Raw genomic sequence first — 17,039 nt, 5'->3', positions numbered from 1 at the left:
GCGGCCTCCGTGCTTGGATCGTCGCCGACAGCGGGCAGCTTAGCAGCCGAGGGGAGGCCTGCCAATGGAGCGACGCGTCTATCGGATCAGCGGTGGGGTGCAGGGCGTCGGCTATCGCGCCTTCGCGCGGCGCGCGGCGCGGGCCCTCGGGCTCCAGGGTTGGGTCGCGAACCGGCCGGACGGATCGGTCGCGCTGCTCGTCGCGGGTCCCGCCGCCGCCCTCGACGCGCTGGAATCGGAGCTGCGGCGAGGTCCGGCCGCGGCGACGGTGCGCGCCGTTGAGCGCTTGCCCGCCGCCGAAGCCGCCGACTTCAGCGGCGAGGGATTCGAGATTCGCTACGGCTAGCGCCTACTCGTGGCTGGGGTCGTCGCTGTCGCAGCCCTCCTCGACGAGGAACTGGTGCTCCAGCCGGCGCGTCAGGCAAGGCCGGCAGTACCAGAGCGCCTCGATGTGCTCGTCGGCCACGAGATCCACGGACGCTCCGCAGTAGACGCACTGCGGCCTCTCCGCTTCCCCGGCCATCGCGCGCCTAGCGGTTGCGCACGGCGGCGAAGGCGCTGCGCACGACCTCATAGTCGGCGTCTTCGGCCGGCACCAGATTGTCGATGTTGTAGAGGTCGCCGAGGATCAGGCGCCCGGGGTTGCTCTCGCCCATCGCCAAGAGGACGCCCTTCACCTGGGCGACGATGGCCGGCTGCGCCGCCCGCATCCGCGCCGTCGCGACGAAGGTGTCCCCGGGAATCGGCGGCGAGAAGAAGATCGGCATCAGCTTGGCGGCCTCGCTGGCGGCGATGAACTCCTCGGCCGTCCAGGCGCCCTCGCGGCCCTCCGGGTCGTCGGCGAAGGTGGCGCCGGCGTCCACCTCGCCGGCCAGGATCGCGCGGATCACCGCGCTGTGGCCGCCGGCGTAGACGATGCTGGCGAAGAAGCGGTCGGGATCGATGCCTTCGCTGAGCAGGGCGCTGAGGGGCACGACGTAGCCCGAGGTCGAGCCCAGGTGCGTGAAGGCGAAGCGCTTGCCCTTCAGGTCGCCCAGATTGCGAATGCCGCTCTCGCGGCGCACGAGGATCACGCTCCAGTAGAAGGGCCGGCCGCCGCGCTCGCTCTTGAGCAGGAGTTCCGCATCGGCCACCTGAGAGGCCGTCACGTAACCGAGCGGCGAGAGAAAGGCGAAGTCGACCTTGCCCTCCGCGATCGCGCGGATGAGCTGACTGTAGGTCTCGGTGATCAGGGGCTGGCAGCGCAGCCCGCTGCGCTCCTCGAGAAAGGCCGCAAAGGCGTTCGCCTTCAGGCGGATGATGCCCGGGCTCTCGCCGCCGTTGAACCCGATGCGCAGAGGCAGGGCGGCGGTGCCCTCCTGAGCGCGGAGGGCGCCGGTCCAGGCGAGGGCGGCGACGAGGGCGAGGGCGAGCGCGCGCGGGATCGCGGTGCGGCGGGTCATGGCGACCTCCCCGTGTAACGGCACGCCGCGAGGCTGACACAGGGACTGCGTGCTGTCAACGCGGGCGGGCCGGCCCGGGGCCCCTAGCGCAGGGGCCCGGCGCCTCCCGCGAGGGCGGCGGGGCTGACGACGCTGAATTGGCTGCGCGCCAGCGCCCGGCGCCCGCTGAGGCGATCGCGCACCTCGACCTCGACGAGGTAGCTGTCCTCGGCAAAGGACGCAGCCGGGATGCTCAGTGGATGGCGAGCGCTCTCGCCGCGGTGCCGGTCGACGAAGGTGCTGCCCGCCTCCGCGTTGACGCTCTCCTCCAGCGAAAAGAGCCAGGAGGACCTGACGATCGGCGTCCGCGGCCGGATGCGGTAGCTCACCGCATAGTCGTTGAGGCCTTCGCCGTCGACCGCCAGGCCGTAGACTTCGAAGTAGAGCTGGACGCTGCGGTCCGTGGCGTAGGCGCGCAGGGGGTGGGGGGTGACGCTCCACTCGCCCTTGGCGAACGCGGCGGGGGCCGCGCCCCGCTGGAGGTTGCTCGCGAAGCTGATGTCGCTCAGGCAGAGGCTGTCGGCCGGGAATGCGGGCACGCGCACGGGGGTGGTGAAGATCTGCAGGCGGCGGCTGGCGGCATCCTCGAGGCGCAGGGCGAGGCGGTAGTCGCCGGGGGGCAGCTCCACGGCGAGCAGGCCAGGCACGAGCAGGGGGCGCTTCGTGTCCGCGAGCGTCTCGGCGCGAATGGGCAGGCTGTCGGCGAGGCTTGCCGCCACGCGCTCGCCGGTATCGTAGAGGACCGCCTCGCGCCGCAGGACAGCGGCGAAGTCGCCGCGCGCCTCCGCCCAGCGGAAGCCGAGGTCGTTCAGGCGCAGTTGGTGGCTGATCTCCACGCGGCTGCGCCCGCGGCCGCCGCGGTAGCAGTCGACGGCGAAGACGGCCCAGAGCGGTTGGGCCTGGAAGTCGTGGACGTAGGTGTCGCGCCGGCTGCGGCGGTTCTCCTGGTAGCTCGCCTCCATGCGGCGGAACTTGCTGCCCATCAGGTCGGCGATCAGGCGCTGGTTCTGCACCTCGAGCGCATTGACGACCTCGCCCTCGGCGAGCTGGCGCAGGAGATCCTGGTAGGCGAGGGGGTCCTTCAGGCGCAGCTCGTCGAGCAGCTGCGCGTCGGCGGCCTGACCGTCCTGGAGCACGGCGCTCTCGAGCCGGCGCGCGACGTCCGGCCGCGACGAGGGCGACTCGTCCCAGGCCTGCTCCCACTCGCCGTCGAGGTTCCAGTCGGCGTAGGTTGCCCGCATCGGCGGGGAGAGCCAGAGCCAGATCAGACGCGCCGGGTGATGGCCGGTTTCGTCGAACCACTCGTCGATGGTGGCCTCCTCGTCCGCCGGCCCGAAGCGGACGTAGTCCTCGCCGCGCTGGTCGAGGCCGAGCGGTCCGCGGCCGGGGTAGAGCGCGCGCGCGGTCTCGAGGCGCTTCTCGTGCAGCTCCTGGCGCTCGTTGGCCGGTGTCGTCGGGGTCGGATCGCGGCGCAGCCAGAAGCGGCGCGTCCACTCCGCGACCGCTGCCGGCGAGTCGAGCGCGAGCAGCTCGGCTTCGTCGGCGTGGCTGAGCAGGGGGGCGAGGTCCTGCCAGGCGTAGCGCTGCCAGGCGGGCAGCTGCGCCGGATCGAAGTCGGCCGCCAGCGCGGACGCGGCGGCGCCGAGCAGCCAGCAGGCAGGGCGCCAGGACATCGGCGGACGCCTCCTATTTCAGCAATGTCAGCTTCTGTCGACCCTGCCAGGGTCCGGCGGCGAACTGCAGGGCGTAGACGCCGCTGGGCAGGGGCCGTCCCGCGCCGTCGCGGCCGTCCCAGGTCCAGCGGTGGCGGCCGGCCGCCACGCGTCCCAGCCACTCGCTGCGCACGCAGCGGCCCTGGGCGTCGAAGAGCGTCAGCTGCACCGTCGCCGGCGCCGGCAACTCGAAACCGACGGCGGTGCTCGGGTTGAAGGGGTTCGGGCAGGCTTCCAGCAGACGGAAGCGGGCCGGCGGCAGGTCACCGGCGGCGGTGTCGTTCTGGCCCGTTCCGCTGGCGGAGGCCGAGTAGCCGCTGGCGTAGCCGTCCGCATCGTAGGCGGCGACCTTGTAGTGGAAGAGCGTCTCGCCGTCGGGCACCTCGTCGCGCCAGCTGGAGACGGGCGGCGCGATGAGCGCGACGCGGCTGGCCGCGCCCGGGGTGAAATCGACGCTGAGACCCCGATAGACAGCGTACCCCGCCAGGTCGCCCTCGGCGTTGTCGTCCCAGTCGAGGTCGATGAACCAGGCCCGCTCGCCGCGGGTGACGACCTGCAGTCCAGCGGGCGCGTCCGGTTGCTCGGCGGTGGCCTCGGGTCCGCCGTGCGCGCCGATGTCGCTGCGGCCGCCGTCGGGGTCGAGGATCGCCGGATCGCCGGCATCCAGGCTCGGCGAGTCGAGGCCCAGGTGCAGATCGCCGACGACCGCGCCGACGTACAGCGGATCGACGTGCGTGTCGCCACCCGCGCTCGTCACGCCGAGGTAGTCGCCGCTGCCGTTGCCGAAGAAGTTGTTGTAGCCCGCAGTCGGCAGGTTGGCGCCGGAGGCGAAGACCGGGAAGCCCGCGGCGATGTGCGTGAACTGGCAGTTGCGCAGGTCCAGGGCCGCGCCGTTGCAGACGATGGCGGCGCCCGCATAGGGGCCGATCAGCGCCTCGCAGCTGTTGTTGCGGAACTGCCCGCTGCTGCCCTGGGCGTAGAGGGCGGCACCCTGCAGGCTGACCGCGTCGCCCTGGAAGCTGCAGCTGCGGATCGCCAGCGGCGCATTCAGGCTGTAGATGGCGCCGCCGAAAGTGGTCAGCGCCGGGTTGCCGTTGCCCGCGAAAGCCGAGCCGGTGACGGTGAGCGCGGCGGCAGCGTGCAGGGCGCCGCCGGCGGCAGCGCTGTTGTCGCTGAGCGCGCAGCGGTCGAGCGCGACGGGGCCAAGGGCAGCGATGGCGCCGCCGGCCGGTCCGGCGCTGTTGTCCGTCCAGGCAGAGGCGCCCAGGGCCAGGCTGCTCGCCGCGTCGAGGTAGACCGCGCCGCCCTCGTCGAGGGCCGCGTTCAGGTCGAAGCTGACCCCGCTGCCGCCGATCTGCCCGCCCTGCAAGTGGAGGGCGCCGCCGCGGCGGGCGCTGCTCGTCGCGTGCGTGGCCGCGTTGTCGCTGAAGACGCAATCGGCAAGGGTCACGCTGGCCTGGTAGAGCCCGAGGCCGCCGCCGCGGACGGCGCGGTTGCCCTCGAAGCGGCAGTCCTGGAGCGCGAGGCTCGTGTTGGCGACGAAGAGGCCGCCGCCCGCGGAGACGGCCTCGCCGCTGAGGTCGTTCGCCGCGAAGACGAGATGGCGCAGCGCAGGCGCGCCGGCGCTCACCAGCATGCCCCCGCCGTAGCGGCCCAGGGTCGGGAAGTAGCCGGCGCTGCCGGCGCCGTTCTCGAGCCGGAAGCCGTCGATGACGAGCTCGGCGCCCAGCCCGGGGGTGTTCAGCACGAAGAGGGGCTGGACCCCGTTGCCGAGCAGGGTGCTCGGGTTGCCCGCCGGGTCGCGGCTCTCGTAGTCGGCGCTCCAGCCGCCGAGCAGGCTGAGCGCCTTGTCGGGATTGATCAGGCCCGTGGCGGCGCTCACGGCGCCACGGACGACGATGCTGTCGCCCGCGACGGCGAAGTCGATCGCCTCCTGGAAAGCGGGGAACCCGTCGGGGAACGCGAAGAAGCTGCCCCCGCCGAGCGCCTGGAAGGCATTGATGCGACCGGCGCCGAGCAGGCCGCCGTAGCCCGGATTGAGGGCGTCGATGTCGTCGCAGGTGTCCAGGAGCTTGGCGCGCACGCTCGTCGCGTTGGCCTGGCTGCGCTGGCCGGCGTGGAGCCGCCAGTACACCTGGGCCGCGAGGCCGGCGGCGAGCGGGCTCGCGAAGGAGGTGCCCTGCGTCACCGCGTAGCCGTCGATGGCCGTCGTCAGGATGCCGACGCCCGGCGCGCAGAGGTCGACCCAGCTGCCGTAGTTGGAGAAGTCCGCCTTGCCGTCCGTGCTCGTCGTCGCGGCGACGTCGAGGCACTTCGCCGTCGTCGCCAGGTAGTCGGCCGTGCTGCTGTTGTCGTTGCCGGCCGCAACGGCCATGATCACGCCGGCGTTGTAGCAGGCGTTCACCGCGCTCAGCAGGCTCGGCGTGTAGCTCGAGCCGAAGCTGAGGTTCACGACCTGCGCGCCCTTGACGCGGGCGTAGTTGAAGGCGCTCGCCATCGTCGTGGAATAGGCGACGCCGGTCATGCCGCCTTGGCCGTCCTCGACGGCGAAGCCGATGCGCAGGGGGAGGATCCGCACGCGCCAGCCGATCGCGGCGATGCCGACGCCGTTGTTGCAGATCGCGCTCACGCAGCCGGCGCAGTTGGTGCCGTGGCCGACGAAGTCGGCGGGCTGATTGTCTTCGGTCGCGTAGTCCTCGCCCGGGTAGGGCCCGGAGCCGACGTTGACGAAGTCCCAGCCCCGCCAGTCGTCGACGTAGCCGTTGCCATCGTCGTCCACGTGATTGGCGCCGCCGTACTCCTCCCAGTCGATGGCGAGATTGCCCGCGAGGTAGGGCGCCGGCCCTGCGAGGTCCGGGTGGTCGAGATCGATCCCCGTGTCGCAAATGGCGACAACGACGCTGCTGTCGCCGAGGCTGTGGCCCCAGGCGCCCTTCGCGCGCAGGGTACCGCGGCCGCCGTTGGTGGTCAGGTAGTACTGGGCGCCGAAGCTGGGATCGTTGGGCGTCACGATGGCGACGGGCTCGCGCGCGAGCGGGCAGCGCAGGACGGGCCAGGCGGTGAGCACCTCCGGCAGGGCCATCAGGGCGAGGCAGGTCTCCCGCAGATCGACGGTGGGATCGAGCTGGACGGTGAAGAAGCGGTCCCGGAAGTCGCCGAAGGCGCCGCGGGCCGGCGCAACGCGGAAGAAGATCGGCTCCAGCCCGCGCAGGCCGCGCTGGCGCAGGGCAGCGTCCAGTGCGGGCAGGCTGGTCACCCCGCGGCCCGCCAGCTCGCCCGGCGCGGCCGGCGCCGCGGCGAGCTGGAGCTCGATCAGGCCCGGCACCAGCCGCTCGCGCTCACTCACGAAGAGCCGGGCGAAGGCGGCGGCCTCCTCCTCGCCGGGGAAGGGGGCCGGTGCGGCCTCGAGCACGGCGGGCGTCGCGAGCAGTGTGGCGCTCAGGAGCAGGCGGCGAAGTAGGCGGGACATGAACACCTCCTGGGGCGGCGAGCGGCCGGGGCTCCGCGCCCCGGGCGCCAGCAAGATAACCCAGCCTCCCCGGTGCCTCAAAGCCCTGTTCCCCTGCCTGCCGCGGTGGCCGTCAGGGAGATATCTCGCGATTCTGGCGGCACTTTGGCCGTTGACTCCCCCTGGGACCGGTGGTATCTTTCGCGCGCTTTCCCAAACTGCCCCTCATCATAGTGAGCCCGAGTGACTCTGGAAGGGAGTTCGTCCATGATGATGACGACCGACCCGGCCCGCCTCGCCCTCCGCCTGCTGGCGCTGGGCGTTCTGGTTTCGAGCCTGTCCCTGGTGGGTTGTGGTCAGAAGAAGATCGAGAACCCCTACGAGCCCGCGTCCCTGACGCAGGCCGTCAGTGGGGAGAACACGAACAAGCTTTTCAAGTTCGAACTCAGCTCGCCGAAGGTGCTGGCTGTGGGCAGCAAGCTGGCCCTGCTCGCCGAGGGCGATCGCCTCGAGTTCCTCTGCGCCGATGATCTCTCCCTCCTCGGCAGCGTCGATGCCAGCTTCAAGCTGGGCGTCCGCCGCCAGTGGGGCAGCAGCCCGGACGTTTTCCTGATCCTGGAGCACGTCATCGAGGGCGCGGACACCTCCTTCGTCACGGCCGACGAACCGCCGGTCTTCCCCTCCTACCAGAACTTCGCCTCCTTCGACCGCACCGCCTACGTCGACCTGCTCGGCGACATCGGCCGCCTCGGCGAATCGGATCAGCGCTCCATGCTGCGCGCCTATGGGCAGCAGGGCGAGAAGGTCTGGGTCACGGGCGAGCTGGGGCGCAACGACCTGGGAGGCATCCTCAGCTACACGCTGGACACCGCGATCGGCCGCTTCAAGCTCGAGGGCGTGAACTCCCTGGGCGAACTCTTCCTGAAGGCGGCAATGTCCGAGGGCGGGCAGATCGGCATCGGCGGCCCGCTCGGCGAGTCCTATCGGCGCAGCCAGCAGGACGAATTGGGCGTGCTCGGTCCGCTCACGCTCGAGGTCTTCCGCTTCCAGAACTACATGATCACGAACGGCTAGGGCGTTCGACCTCTCCGCCCCGGTCTTCGGACCGGGGCTTTTTCGTACTCGCCGGCGCCGGTCCTGTGCTTCAATACCCCCAGGAGGCGACGATGAAGATCGGACTCATCGGCCTGCCCCGGGTCGGCCGGACAACCGTGTTCAACCTGCTCACGGGGCGGGGCGAGGCGACGGGCGGTGGCGGCCGCGAGGCGCACCGGGCCACGATCAAGGTGCCCGACCCGCGCGTCGACCGTCTGACCGCCATCTTTAAGCCGAAGAAGACCACCTACGCGGAGATCGAGTTCCTCGACCTGCCCGCCTTCGAAGTCGGGCGGGGCGGCATTCCGTCCGAGCGGCTCAGCGAGATGCGCAACGTCGATGCGCTGGTCCACGTCCTGCGCGCCTTTCCGGGCGATGAGCCGGGCGGGGGGGCGGCTGTCGACGCGGCAGCGCTGGAGCAGGAGCTCATCCTCACGGATCTGCTCCTCGTCGAACGGCGGCTGGAGCGGCTGCAGGCGGACATCGCCAAGGGCCGCCGCGAACTGCTGCCGGAGCAAACCCTGCTCACGCGCCTGCAGGAGGCCCTGGGGGATGAGCAGCCGCTGCGCCGCCTGCCGCTCGAGGAGGCGGAGGAGAGCCTCGTGCGCGGCTACCAGTTCCTCAGCAAACCGCCGATGGTGCTGCTCGCGAACTGCGGCCGCGAGCCGGATGCACGGGCCCTGGCCGGCGCTGCCGCGCTCGCCGAGGCGGGCGGCCTCGCCTTCCTGAGCCTGAACGCGGTCGACGAGTGGGAGATCGCGCAGCTGGCGCCCGAGGATCGGCAGGCTTTCCTCGCGGACATCGGCGTCAGCGAGCCCGCCCGCGACCGCTTCATCCGCGCCTGCTACGAACTGCTCGCTCTCGCCTCCTTCTTCACCGTCGGCGATGACGAGGTGCGGGCCTGGACCATCGAGCGCGGCTTGCCGGCCGTGCGCGCGGCGGGGAAGGTCCACAGCGACTTGGAGCGCGGCTTCATCCGGGCCGAGGTGATCGCCTATGCGACCTTCATCGCGCGCGGCTCCCTGGCGGAAGCGCGCAAGCACGGCGAGCTGCGCCTGGAAGGCAAGGAGTATCCTGTCCAGGATGGGGACATCGTCAACATCCGCTTCAACGTCTAGATCGGAGACGCCATGCGACGCGAGCCCGTGAGCAGCCTCCAGGCGGGGCGGGAGATCGACAGCATCTACATCCTCAAGCGCAAGCTGCTCAAGAAGAACCCGGACGGCAGCCGCTTCCTCCTCTTCCAGTTCAGCGACAACAGCGGCGTGCTCGGCGGCATCCTCTGGGACGGCGCCCAGGAGACCTACGACCGCCTCGAGCAGGGCCGCTTCGTGCGCGTGATCGGCGAGGTCCAGGACTACCGCGAGCAGCTGCAGGTGCGCGTCCACGAGATCGAGGCGGTGGACGGCTCGCACTTCGACCTCGCCGAGTTCCTGCCGGTGACACCCTGCGACCGGCAAGCGCTCGAGGCCGAGTGGCGACAGCGCCTGGCCGACGTCCGCGATCCCACGTTGCGGCGCCTCCTCACGGAGATGTTCGAGGATCCCGAGCTCGGCTGGCGCTTCCGGGCCGCGCCGGCGGGCAAGACCTGGCACCATCCCTACGTCGGCGGCTTGATGGAGCACGTCGTCAAGCTGAGCCGCATCGTGATGAACCTGTGCACGCTCTATCCGGAGCTCGATCGCGACCTCCTGCTCGCCGCCTGCTATCTCCACGATCTCGGCAAGGTGCGGGAGATGGAGTTCGAGCGGGCGATCGATTACAGCTCCGAGGGTCGCCTGATCGGGCACGTCGTGCAGGGCGTCGAGATCCTCAGCGAGTACCTGCCGCGCTTCCCCGAACTCGAGCTGGAGACGGTCTACCGGCTCAAACACCTGATCGTCAGCCACCAGGGCGCCTACGAGTTCGGCAGCCCCAAGCTGCCCAAGACCCTGGAGGCGATCGTCTTCCACCACATCGACAATCTCGACGCGCAGATCGACGGCTATGCCCGCGTCCTCAAAGAGGGCCGGGAAACGATGGGGGGCGACAGCAACTGGACCGGCGTCCACAAGCTGCTCGGCCGCAACCTCTACATGGGAGGGCATGAGGAGTGACGCCGCGGGTGTTCGTGATCATCCTCGACGGCCTCGGCGTCGGCGACCTGCCGGACAGCCGCGCCTTCGGCGATGAAGGTCGCAACACCCTGGCCAATCTCGCGGCTGCCGTAGGCGGGCTCGCGCTGCCGACCCTCGCGGGTCTCGGCCTCGGTCGCGTGCAGGCCTGGCACGGCCTGGACCTGGACCGTCCGGTGCAGGGCGGTTTCGCGCGCCTGGCGGCGAAGTCGCCCGGCAAGGACAGCACGACCGGGCACTGGGAGCTGATGGGACTCGTGCTCGACCGGCCGTTCCCGCTCTTCCCGCAGGGCTTCCCGGTGCCGCTGCTGGAAGAGCTCACGCAGCGCACGGGATTCGGCTTCATCGGCAACGTGGCCGCCTCGGGGACGGAGATCATCGAGCGCCTCGGCGACGAGCACCGCGAGACGGGCAAGCTGATCGTCTACACCTCGGCGGACTCCGTCTTCCAGGTGGCGGCGCACGAGGAACGGCTGCCGGTGACCGGGCTCTACGCCTTCTGTGCGGAAGCGCGCGCCCTCCTGCAGGGCGAGTTCGGGGTGAGCCGCGTGATTGCGCGGCCCTTCACGGGGCGGTCGGGCAACTACCGCCGCAGCGCCGGCCGGCGCGACTTCTCGCTGCCGCCGCCGGGTGAGACCCTGCTCGATCGCCTGCTTGCGGCGGGGCTGCCGGTGATCGGCATCGGCAAGGTCCGCGACCTCTTCGCGGGGCGAGGCTTCAGCACGCATGTGCCCAGCAAGGGAAACGAGGAGTGCATGGCGAGCCTGCGCGAAGTGCAGGCGCGCTCCGCGCGGGCCGGCTTGGTGCTCGCCAACCTGATCGACTTCGACATGCTCTGGGGGCACCGCCGCGATCCGGCGGGCTACGCCGAGGGGCTGCGGGTCTTCGATCGCTGGCTCGCGGGCTTCCTCGCCGACATGGGCCCGCGGGACTGGCTCTTCATCACCGCCGACCACGGCAACGATCCCACGGGCCCCGGCAGCGATCACACGCGGGAGTACGTGCCCTTGCTGGCGCGCGGGCCTGAGGTTCGCGAGGCGCGCGATCTCGGTCGACGCGAGAGCTTCGCCGACCTCGCGGCCACCCTGGCGGAGGCCTTTGCGCTGCCGGTCACGGGCGCGGGGCGGTCGCTCTGGGCTGCGCTCAGGGAAGCGCCGCAGTCGGCGGCGAGCGAGGAGGAGCGGCATGGATGAGCAGGCGTTAGTGGCGGCCGCACTGGCGGCGCGCGCCGGGGCGCACGCACCCTATTCGGGGTTTCGGGTCGGTGCGGCGATCGCCTGCGCGGATGGCAGCGTCGTCGCCGCCGCCAATCTCGAGAACGCCTCGCTCGGGCTCTCCGTCTGTGCCGAGCGCAATGCGGTCGCGGCGGCGGTGTTCGCGGGGCGGCGGGATTGGCTCGCGATCGCCATCGCCACGGAAGCGGCTGGCTTCACGCCGCCCTGCGGCGCCTGCCTGCAGGTCCTGCGCGAGTTCGCGGCGGAGTTGCCGGTGATCCTGGTCAACGCGAGCGGCGAACGGGAGCGGTGTCGCCTGGTGGACTTCCTGCCCCGACCGTTCCTGGACTATCCCCGTCGGGAGCCGCTGCGGTGAATGCCCTGCCCCTGATTCTCGAGAAGCGGGCGGGCCGCGCCCTCGCCCCCGCCGCGCTGAACCGCTTTGCGCAGGCGGTGGCGACGGGTGAAGTGCCGGACTACCAGATCGGTGCGTTGCTGATGGCCATCTACTGCCGAGGCATGGACGCCGGCGAGACCATTGCGCTCACCCGCGCGATGGCCGCTTCGGGGCACTGCCATGAGTGGTCGGGTCTCGGCCGGCCGACGGTCGACAAGCACAGCACCGGCGGTGTCGGCGACAAGCTCTCGCTCGTGCTGGCGCCCCTCGTGGCCGAGTTGGGCGCAGCCGTGCCGATGCTCAGCGGGCGCGGCCTCGGCATCACCGGGGGCACGCTCGACAAGCTGGAGGCGATCCCCGGCTTCCGCACAGAGTTAGCGGCCGAGTCATTCGCGCGACAGGTCGAGGCTCTTGGCTGCGCCTTCATCGGCCAGAGCCAGACCATCGCCCCGGCCGATCGGCGGCTCTACGCCCTGCGCGACGTCACGGGCACCATCGAGTCCTTGCCGCTCATCGTGAGTTCGATCCTGAGCAAGAAGATCGCAGCCGGCCCGCAGGCCCTGGTGATCGATCTCAAGGTGGGTGAGGGCGCCTTCATGCGCGACCTGGCCGAGGGGCGCGCGCTGGGGACCGCGTTGCGCGAGACGGCGGCGGCCTTCGGGCTGCGGTGCAGCGTCCTCTACACAGGCATGGAGTCGCCGCTGGGGCGGGCGGTCGGCAACCGGCCCGAACTGCGCGAGGCCCTGGACCTGCTCGGGGGTGGCGGTCCGTCGCCCCCGCGGGACCTCGTTCTGGCGCTGGCGACGGTCATGCTCGAGCTGGCGCTCGGCAGACCGCGATCGACGCTGCTGGCGGACTGTCGAGCGGTTCTGGCCGAGGGCCGGGCGCGGGAGCGATTCCTGGCCGTGGTTGCCGCCCAGGGCGGCCGTCTCGATCCCGGCCGTCCAGATTGGGGTCTGCCGGCAGCACCGGCGACGGCCGCAGTCTGTGCGCGCAGAGCGGGCTTCCTGCCGGCTCCCAGTGCGGCCGCCGTCGGCTCGCTCGCGGCCCGGCTGGGGGCCGGGCGCGTGCGCGCCGAGGATGGCGTCGATTCGGCGGCGGGGGTGGTCTTCCTCAAGGGTTGGGGGGAGCCCGTCGCTGTCGGCGAGACCATCGCTCAGGTCGAGGGCAGCGACTCCGCGCGCGTGACGACCGCCGCCGAGGAACTGGCGCGGCTCCTCGAAGCGCGGCCGGAGCCGCCGTCGGCAGTCCCCTTGCTGCTGGGCCTGGAGGACGCGCGCGGATTTCGGCCGCTGAGCCGGTTGGAGGAACTGCTCAGCGCTTGAAGCGGCTGGGCTCAGCGGCCGGGCAGTTCCTCTTCCTGACTTCGACGGTCGATCTCCCGGAAGTCGGGCCCGGTTCCGAGACGGCCGGAAGCGCCGTGCGCGTGGCGATCGCAGGTCCGCGTCGGCTGCTGGCCCTCGCTGAAGGCCTCCTGGCGGGCGCCCGGGCAGTAGCGTGTGGAAAGCAGTCCCGATTGCGGGCAGATCGCCACCTTGACGATGCCCTCCGGCACGGGGAAGGCTTCTGGCGGCAGATCCGCGTGCAGACCCTTCATGATCTCGGCCCAGATCGGCAGGGCCGCGTGCGACCCCTCCATCCACTGCCCCATTGGCCGCTTCTGGTCGAAGCCGACCCAGACTCCACAAACGTACTGGCGGGAGAAACCGATGAACCAGGCGTCGAAGTTGGAGTCCGTGGTTCCGGTCTTCCCGGCGGCAGGGTGCTGGAAGCCGAGGCTGCGGGCGCGGACCCCGGTGCCTGAGCTGATCACCGACTCGAGCATGCTCGTAATCAGAGAGTTGCTGCGTGGGTTGACGACCTCGCGCCGCTCGGGCTGGTGCTCTTCCAGCACCTGGCCCCAGCGGTCGATGACGCGAACGATGGCAAAGGGCTCGCTGTGGATACCGCCTGCGGCAATCGTGCCATAGGCGCTGGTGAGTTCGAGCAGGGTGACATCGGCGGCGCCGAGCGCCAGTGACATCACCGGCGGCAGCGGACTCTCGATGCCGAGTCGTCGGGCGTAGTCGATCACGGTCACCGGGCCCAGGCGACTCGTCAGCTTGACGGCCGGGATGTTGATCGACTGGGCAAGGGCTGTGCGCAGGGTGATCTCGCCGAGGAACTTGCCCGAGTGATTGCGTGGCCGATAGGCCTTCGCCTGCCCGGGGAGGGGAATGGATACAGGCGTGTCGAGGATCAGGTCGCTGGGGGCGAATCCGTTCTCGATAGCAGCGAGATAGACGAAGAGCTTGAACGCGCTCCCCGGCTGCCGAGGCGCCTGGACCGCACGGTTGAATTCGCTCTGCGTGAAGTCGCGACCACCGACCATCGCGCGAATCGCGCCGATCTCCGGGTCCATCACGAGCACGGCACCCTGAAGATACTGCTCGCCGGACGGCACCTGCTGGCCCGCAATGATGCGGGCGGTGACGCTGGCGTAGGTTTGCCGGTAGTGCATGTAACCTTCGAGGTACTCGAGGTAGGCCTCCATCTCCTCTTCGGCCAGCAGCTGCGCCGCGGGATCAACGGTCGTCTCTACGGTGAGCCCATCGCGGTAGAGCTGCTCGGTACCGTAGCGGCTCTCCAGGTACTGTCGCACGTACTCCAGGAAGTAGCTCCCGCTCCGACGTTCAGGCTTGTGCTCGAGGAGCCCGAGCGGCGCGGCCTGGAGAGCGGCCAGTTGTCCGCGATCGAGGCAGTCGTTGTCCACCATCGCCTTGAGGACGAGATTCCGGCGCTCGCGGGCCCGGTCCGGATAGCGCAGCGGATTGTAGGCCGCAGGGTTCTTCGGCATGCCCGCGATCAGGGCCGCCTGCACGATGTCGAGCTCGGCGGCAGGCCTGCCGAAGAGCGTCTGCGAGACGGACTCCACACCGTAGGCGCCGGCCCCGAAGTAGACCTGATTCAGGTACAGCGTCAGGATCTCTTCTTTCGCGTAGGCGCGCTCGATCTTCAGCGTCAGGATCATCTCCTTGAGCTTGCGTTCGAGGCTCTGATCCTTCGTGAGGAAGAGGTCACGGGCGAGCTGCTGCGAGATCGTGCTGGCTCCCTGGAGGGGCGCGCTCCGGCTGCGCAATCGAATCCCGATGTCGGTCAGCAAGACCTTGGGCCAGCGCAAGATATCCAGTCCCCAATGCCGGTAGAAGCGACGGTCCTCGACTGAGAGCACGGCGTCGACCAGGTGCTCCGGCATCGCGTCGAGCGAGATGGCGACCCGGTTCTCGATGCCGAAGGAACCATAGACGTCGCCGTGGCGGTCCAAGACCTGGGTCTTGAGGCTCTGCGTGATCGTCTGCAGCCGCGTCGTCGACGGCAGGTCGCGCGAGAGCCAGACGAAGCTTGCGATGCCGATGCCGAGCGCAAAGCAAAACGCAAGCAGCAGCAGGCGCAGCAGCAAGGAACGGCGGAAGGGCGGCCGGCGTTGCGGCAGGCGGCGTGACGGAGGCTCCAGAACCGTATTCATTGGGCTGAGACCTTAGGTAACGCGAATCCCCTTGTCAACGATGCGACCCGTGGCTAGCGTATCTGCACCCCACCAGGGGAAGGCGCGAGGAGAGGTTCATGCTGCCGGTCAAGGAACAGCTCGACATCATTCGACGCGGCACGGAGGAGGTTCTCCCGGAGGGAGAACTGGAGCGGAAGCTCGAACGAGCGGTGGCGACCGGCCGTCCGCTCGTCATCAAGCAGGGTTTCGATCCCACGGCCCCAGATCTGCACCTGGGGCATGCCGTGGGGCTGAGGAAGCTGCGCCAGTTCCAGGACCTGGGGCATCGAGTGGTGTTCCTCATCGGAGACTTCACAGCTCTCATCGGGGATCCCTCTGGCCGCTCTGAAACGCGGAAAGCCATGTCGCGGACCGATGTCGAGGCGAATGCCGAGACCTATCGTCAGCAGGTCGGCAGGATTCTCGATCTCGACCGCCTCGAAGTCCGTTTCAACAGCGAGTGGTGCTCAGGACTGAGCTTCGCGGATGTGCTCCGGATCACGAGCCACTACACAGTGGCGCGGATGCTAGAGCGCGACGACTTCGCGAAGCGCTACGCCGAGCAAAGACCGATCAGCGTCATGGAGTTCCTCTACCCGCTCATCCAAGGCTACGACTCTGTTGCCCTGGGGGCCGATATTGAGGTGGGGGGAACTGACCAGAAATTCAACCTGCTCGTGGGGCGTCAGTTCCAGCAAGCATTCGGCCAGGAACCCCAAGTCGTCCTCACGCTGCCGCTCCTGGAGGGAACAGCGGGCAACGGCGAGAAAATGTCTAAGAGTCTCGGAAACACGATCGGGATCATGGAGCCCGCGGCTGAGATCTTCGGCAAGACGATGTCGATTTCCGATGCGCTGCTGCCATCGTACTTCAGACTCGCTAGTGTCTGGCCGCCGCTAGAGGTGGAGGCGGACCTCGCAGCTTTGGCGGCGGGAACCGTGAATCCTGTGATTCTCAAGCGGAAGCTCGCGCGGCATCTCGCGGACCTCTACGCTGGCCCTGGGCAGGGCGCGCAGGCGGAGGAGGCGTTCGACCGCCTCTTCGTCACCAAGGACGTGCCGTCCGACATCCCTGAGGGTAGGTTTGCTGCCGGTCGACCGATCTGGTTGGTCCGACTGCTGACAGAGCAGGGCCTGGCGAAGAGCGCGAGTGATGCGAGGCGCCTGATTGCCCAGGGAGCCGTCAGCGTGGATGGCCTGGTGGTGAGCGATCCCGAGAGGTCCCTGGAACTGGCCGCCGGGGATTCGGCGGTAGTAAAGGTCGGTAAGCGTCGCTATTTCAGGATCTTAGTGGAGTCCTAGCGACATCGACAGGGGCGGGCCTTTTTTCCCTCCCCCTGTTGACAGGCCCCAGCGTCCGGGCTATATTCACCCCCGCTTTACCCTCGGAGCCCTAGGGCGAAAGGGAGAGGGCGAGTACGGCTGCGCATAGAAAGTCGTTGACTTGGCCGTACCAGTGGTCTACGGTACCTCTCCTGTCCCTTGGGGCAGCCGCTCTTTGAAAACCGAATAGCGCACAGTCCGTTCGATTCCGGATCGCAGCCTTGCGTCCCATTGCTGGGACGCCAGGTAGGAAAACCGGTGCGCGGCCGATTCGCTTGCGAGGAGGTCGCGTAACCAGGCTCTTTTCTACAACGGAGAGTTTGATCCTGGCTCAGAACGAACGTTGGCGGCGTGGATTAGGCATGCAAGTCGAACGAGAAAGCGTCCTTCGGGACGTGAGTAGAGTGGCGAACGGGTGAGTAACGCGTGGGGAACCTGCCCTTGAGTGGGGGATAACGTTTCTAACGAGACGCTAATACCGCATGATACTGAACACGGGCATCCGAGTTCAGTCAAAGATGGCCTCTGTCTCAAGCTGTCGCTTGGGGATGGCCCCGCGTCCGATTAGCTAGATGGTGGGGTAACGGCCTACCATGGCGACGATCGGTAGCCGGCCTGAGAGGGTGTCCGGCCACACTGGGACTGAGATACGGCCCAGACTCCTACGGGAGGCAGCAGTCGAGAGGCTTCCGCAATGGGGGAAACCCTGACGGAGCGACGCCGCGTGGGT

General features: G+C 69.5%; 12 protein-coding genes and 1 rRNA gene (1 of these 13 running past the window's edge). 9 read left to right on the top strand and 4 right to left on the bottom strand.

Going from position 1 to position 17,039, the window contains the following annotated elements:
- The first annotated feature begins 64 nt into the window (after nt 1-64).
- The gene (locus FJ251_00660) at nt 65-346 is read left to right on the top strand and encodes an acylphosphatase (protein MBM4116249.1); all 282 of its coding nucleotides are present in this window, start codon (nt 65-67) and stop codon (nt 344-346) included.
- A 184-nt stretch (nt 347-530) separates the two neighbouring features.
- Here FJ251_00660 and FJ251_00655 read toward each other — a convergent pair whose 3' ends face one another.
- From FJ251_00655 to FJ251_00645, 3 genes are all read right to left on the bottom strand, one after another.
- A complete protein-coding gene (locus FJ251_00655) occupies nt 531-1,442 on the bottom strand; it encodes a phosphate/phosphite/phosphonate ABC transporter substrate-binding protein (protein ID MBM4116248.1) in 912 nt (303 codons plus the stop codon).
- Nucleotides 1,443-1,525: 83 nt separating this feature from the next.
- Nucleotides 1,526-3,154, bottom strand: coding sequence for a GWxTD domain-containing protein (locus tag FJ251_00650; protein ID MBM4116247.1), 1,629 nt, complete (start codon nt 3,152-3,154; stop codon nt 1,526-1,528).
- Nucleotides 3,155-3,167: 13 nt separating this feature from the next.
- On the bottom strand, nt 3,168-6,662 hold the full coding sequence (locus FJ251_00645; protein ID MBM4116246.1) for a hypothetical protein: 3,495 nt from the start codon (nt 6,660-6,662) through the stop codon (nt 3,168-3,170).
- A 246-nt stretch (nt 6,663-6,908) separates the two neighbouring features.
- On the opposite strand from FJ251_00645, the gene FJ251_00640 reads away from it, so the two are divergent.
- The 6 genes from FJ251_00640 (at nt 6,909) to FJ251_00615 (ending at nt 12,786) form a co-directional block, all read left to right on the top strand.
- Nucleotides 6,909-7,715 carry a hypothetical protein gene (locus FJ251_00640; GenBank protein MBM4116245.1) on the top strand — a complete coding sequence of 269 codons (807 nt, stop codon included), beginning with the start codon at nt 6,909-6,911 and terminating at the stop codon, nt 7,713-7,715.
- 92 nt (nt 7,716-7,807) lie between these two features.
- Entirely contained in the window at nt 7,808-8,854 is a 1,047-nt protein-coding gene (ychF, locus tag FJ251_00635) for a redox-regulated ATPase YchF (protein ID MBM4116244.1), read from the top strand.
- A 12-nt stretch (nt 8,855-8,866) separates the two neighbouring features.
- Nucleotides 8,867-9,832, top strand: coding sequence for an HD domain-containing protein (locus FJ251_00630; GenBank protein ID MBM4116243.1), 966 nt, complete (start codon nt 8,867-8,869; stop codon nt 9,830-9,832).
- Nucleotides 9,833-9,840: 8 nt separating this feature from the next.
- Nucleotides 9,841-11,043: a phosphopentomutase gene (locus FJ251_00625; protein MBM4116242.1), complete on the top strand. Its 1,203-nt coding sequence runs from the start codon at nt 9,841-9,843 to the stop codon at nt 11,041-11,043.
- The gene (gene cdd / locus FJ251_00620; GenBank protein ID MBM4116241.1) at nt 11,036-11,440 is read left to right on the top strand and encodes a cytidine deaminase; all 405 of its coding nucleotides are present in this window, start codon (nt 11,036-11,038) and stop codon (nt 11,438-11,440) included. Before FJ251_00625 ends, cdd begins: the two co-directional genes overlap by 8 nt.
- Nucleotides 11,374-12,786, top strand: a complete 1,413-nt coding sequence (locus FJ251_00615; protein ID MBM4116240.1) for a thymidine phosphorylase — start codon at nt 11,374-11,376, stop codon at nt 12,784-12,786. Before cdd ends, FJ251_00615 begins: the two co-directional genes overlap by 67 nt.
- An 11-nt stretch (nt 12,787-12,797) precedes the next feature.
- Here FJ251_00615 and FJ251_00610 read toward each other — a convergent pair whose 3' ends face one another.
- Nucleotides 12,798-14,966 carry a PBP1A family penicillin-binding protein gene (locus tag FJ251_00610; protein MBM4116239.1) on the bottom strand — a complete coding sequence of 723 codons (2,169 nt, stop codon included), beginning with the start codon at nt 14,964-14,966 and terminating at the stop codon, nt 12,798-12,800.
- Nucleotides 14,967-15,064: 98 nt separating this feature from the next.
- On the opposite strand from FJ251_00610, the gene FJ251_00605 reads away from it, so the two are divergent.
- Entirely contained in the window at nt 15,065-16,288 is a 1,224-nt protein-coding gene (locus FJ251_00605; GenBank protein MBM4116238.1) for a tyrosine--tRNA ligase, read from the top strand.
- A 333-nt stretch (nt 16,289-16,621) separates the two neighbouring features.
- Nucleotides 16,622-17,039 (top strand): 16S ribosomal RNA (locus FJ251_00600); it runs 1,141 nt beyond the window's last position.

The sequence above is a fragment of the bacterium genome, from assembly GCA_016873475.1.
Classification (GTDB): Bacteria; Krumholzibacteriota; Krumholzibacteriia; order JACNKJ01; family JACNKJ01; genus VGXI01.
The sequence above is the reverse complement of the archived record's forward strand: the minus strand, read 5'-3'. Positions and strand labels throughout refer to the sequence as shown.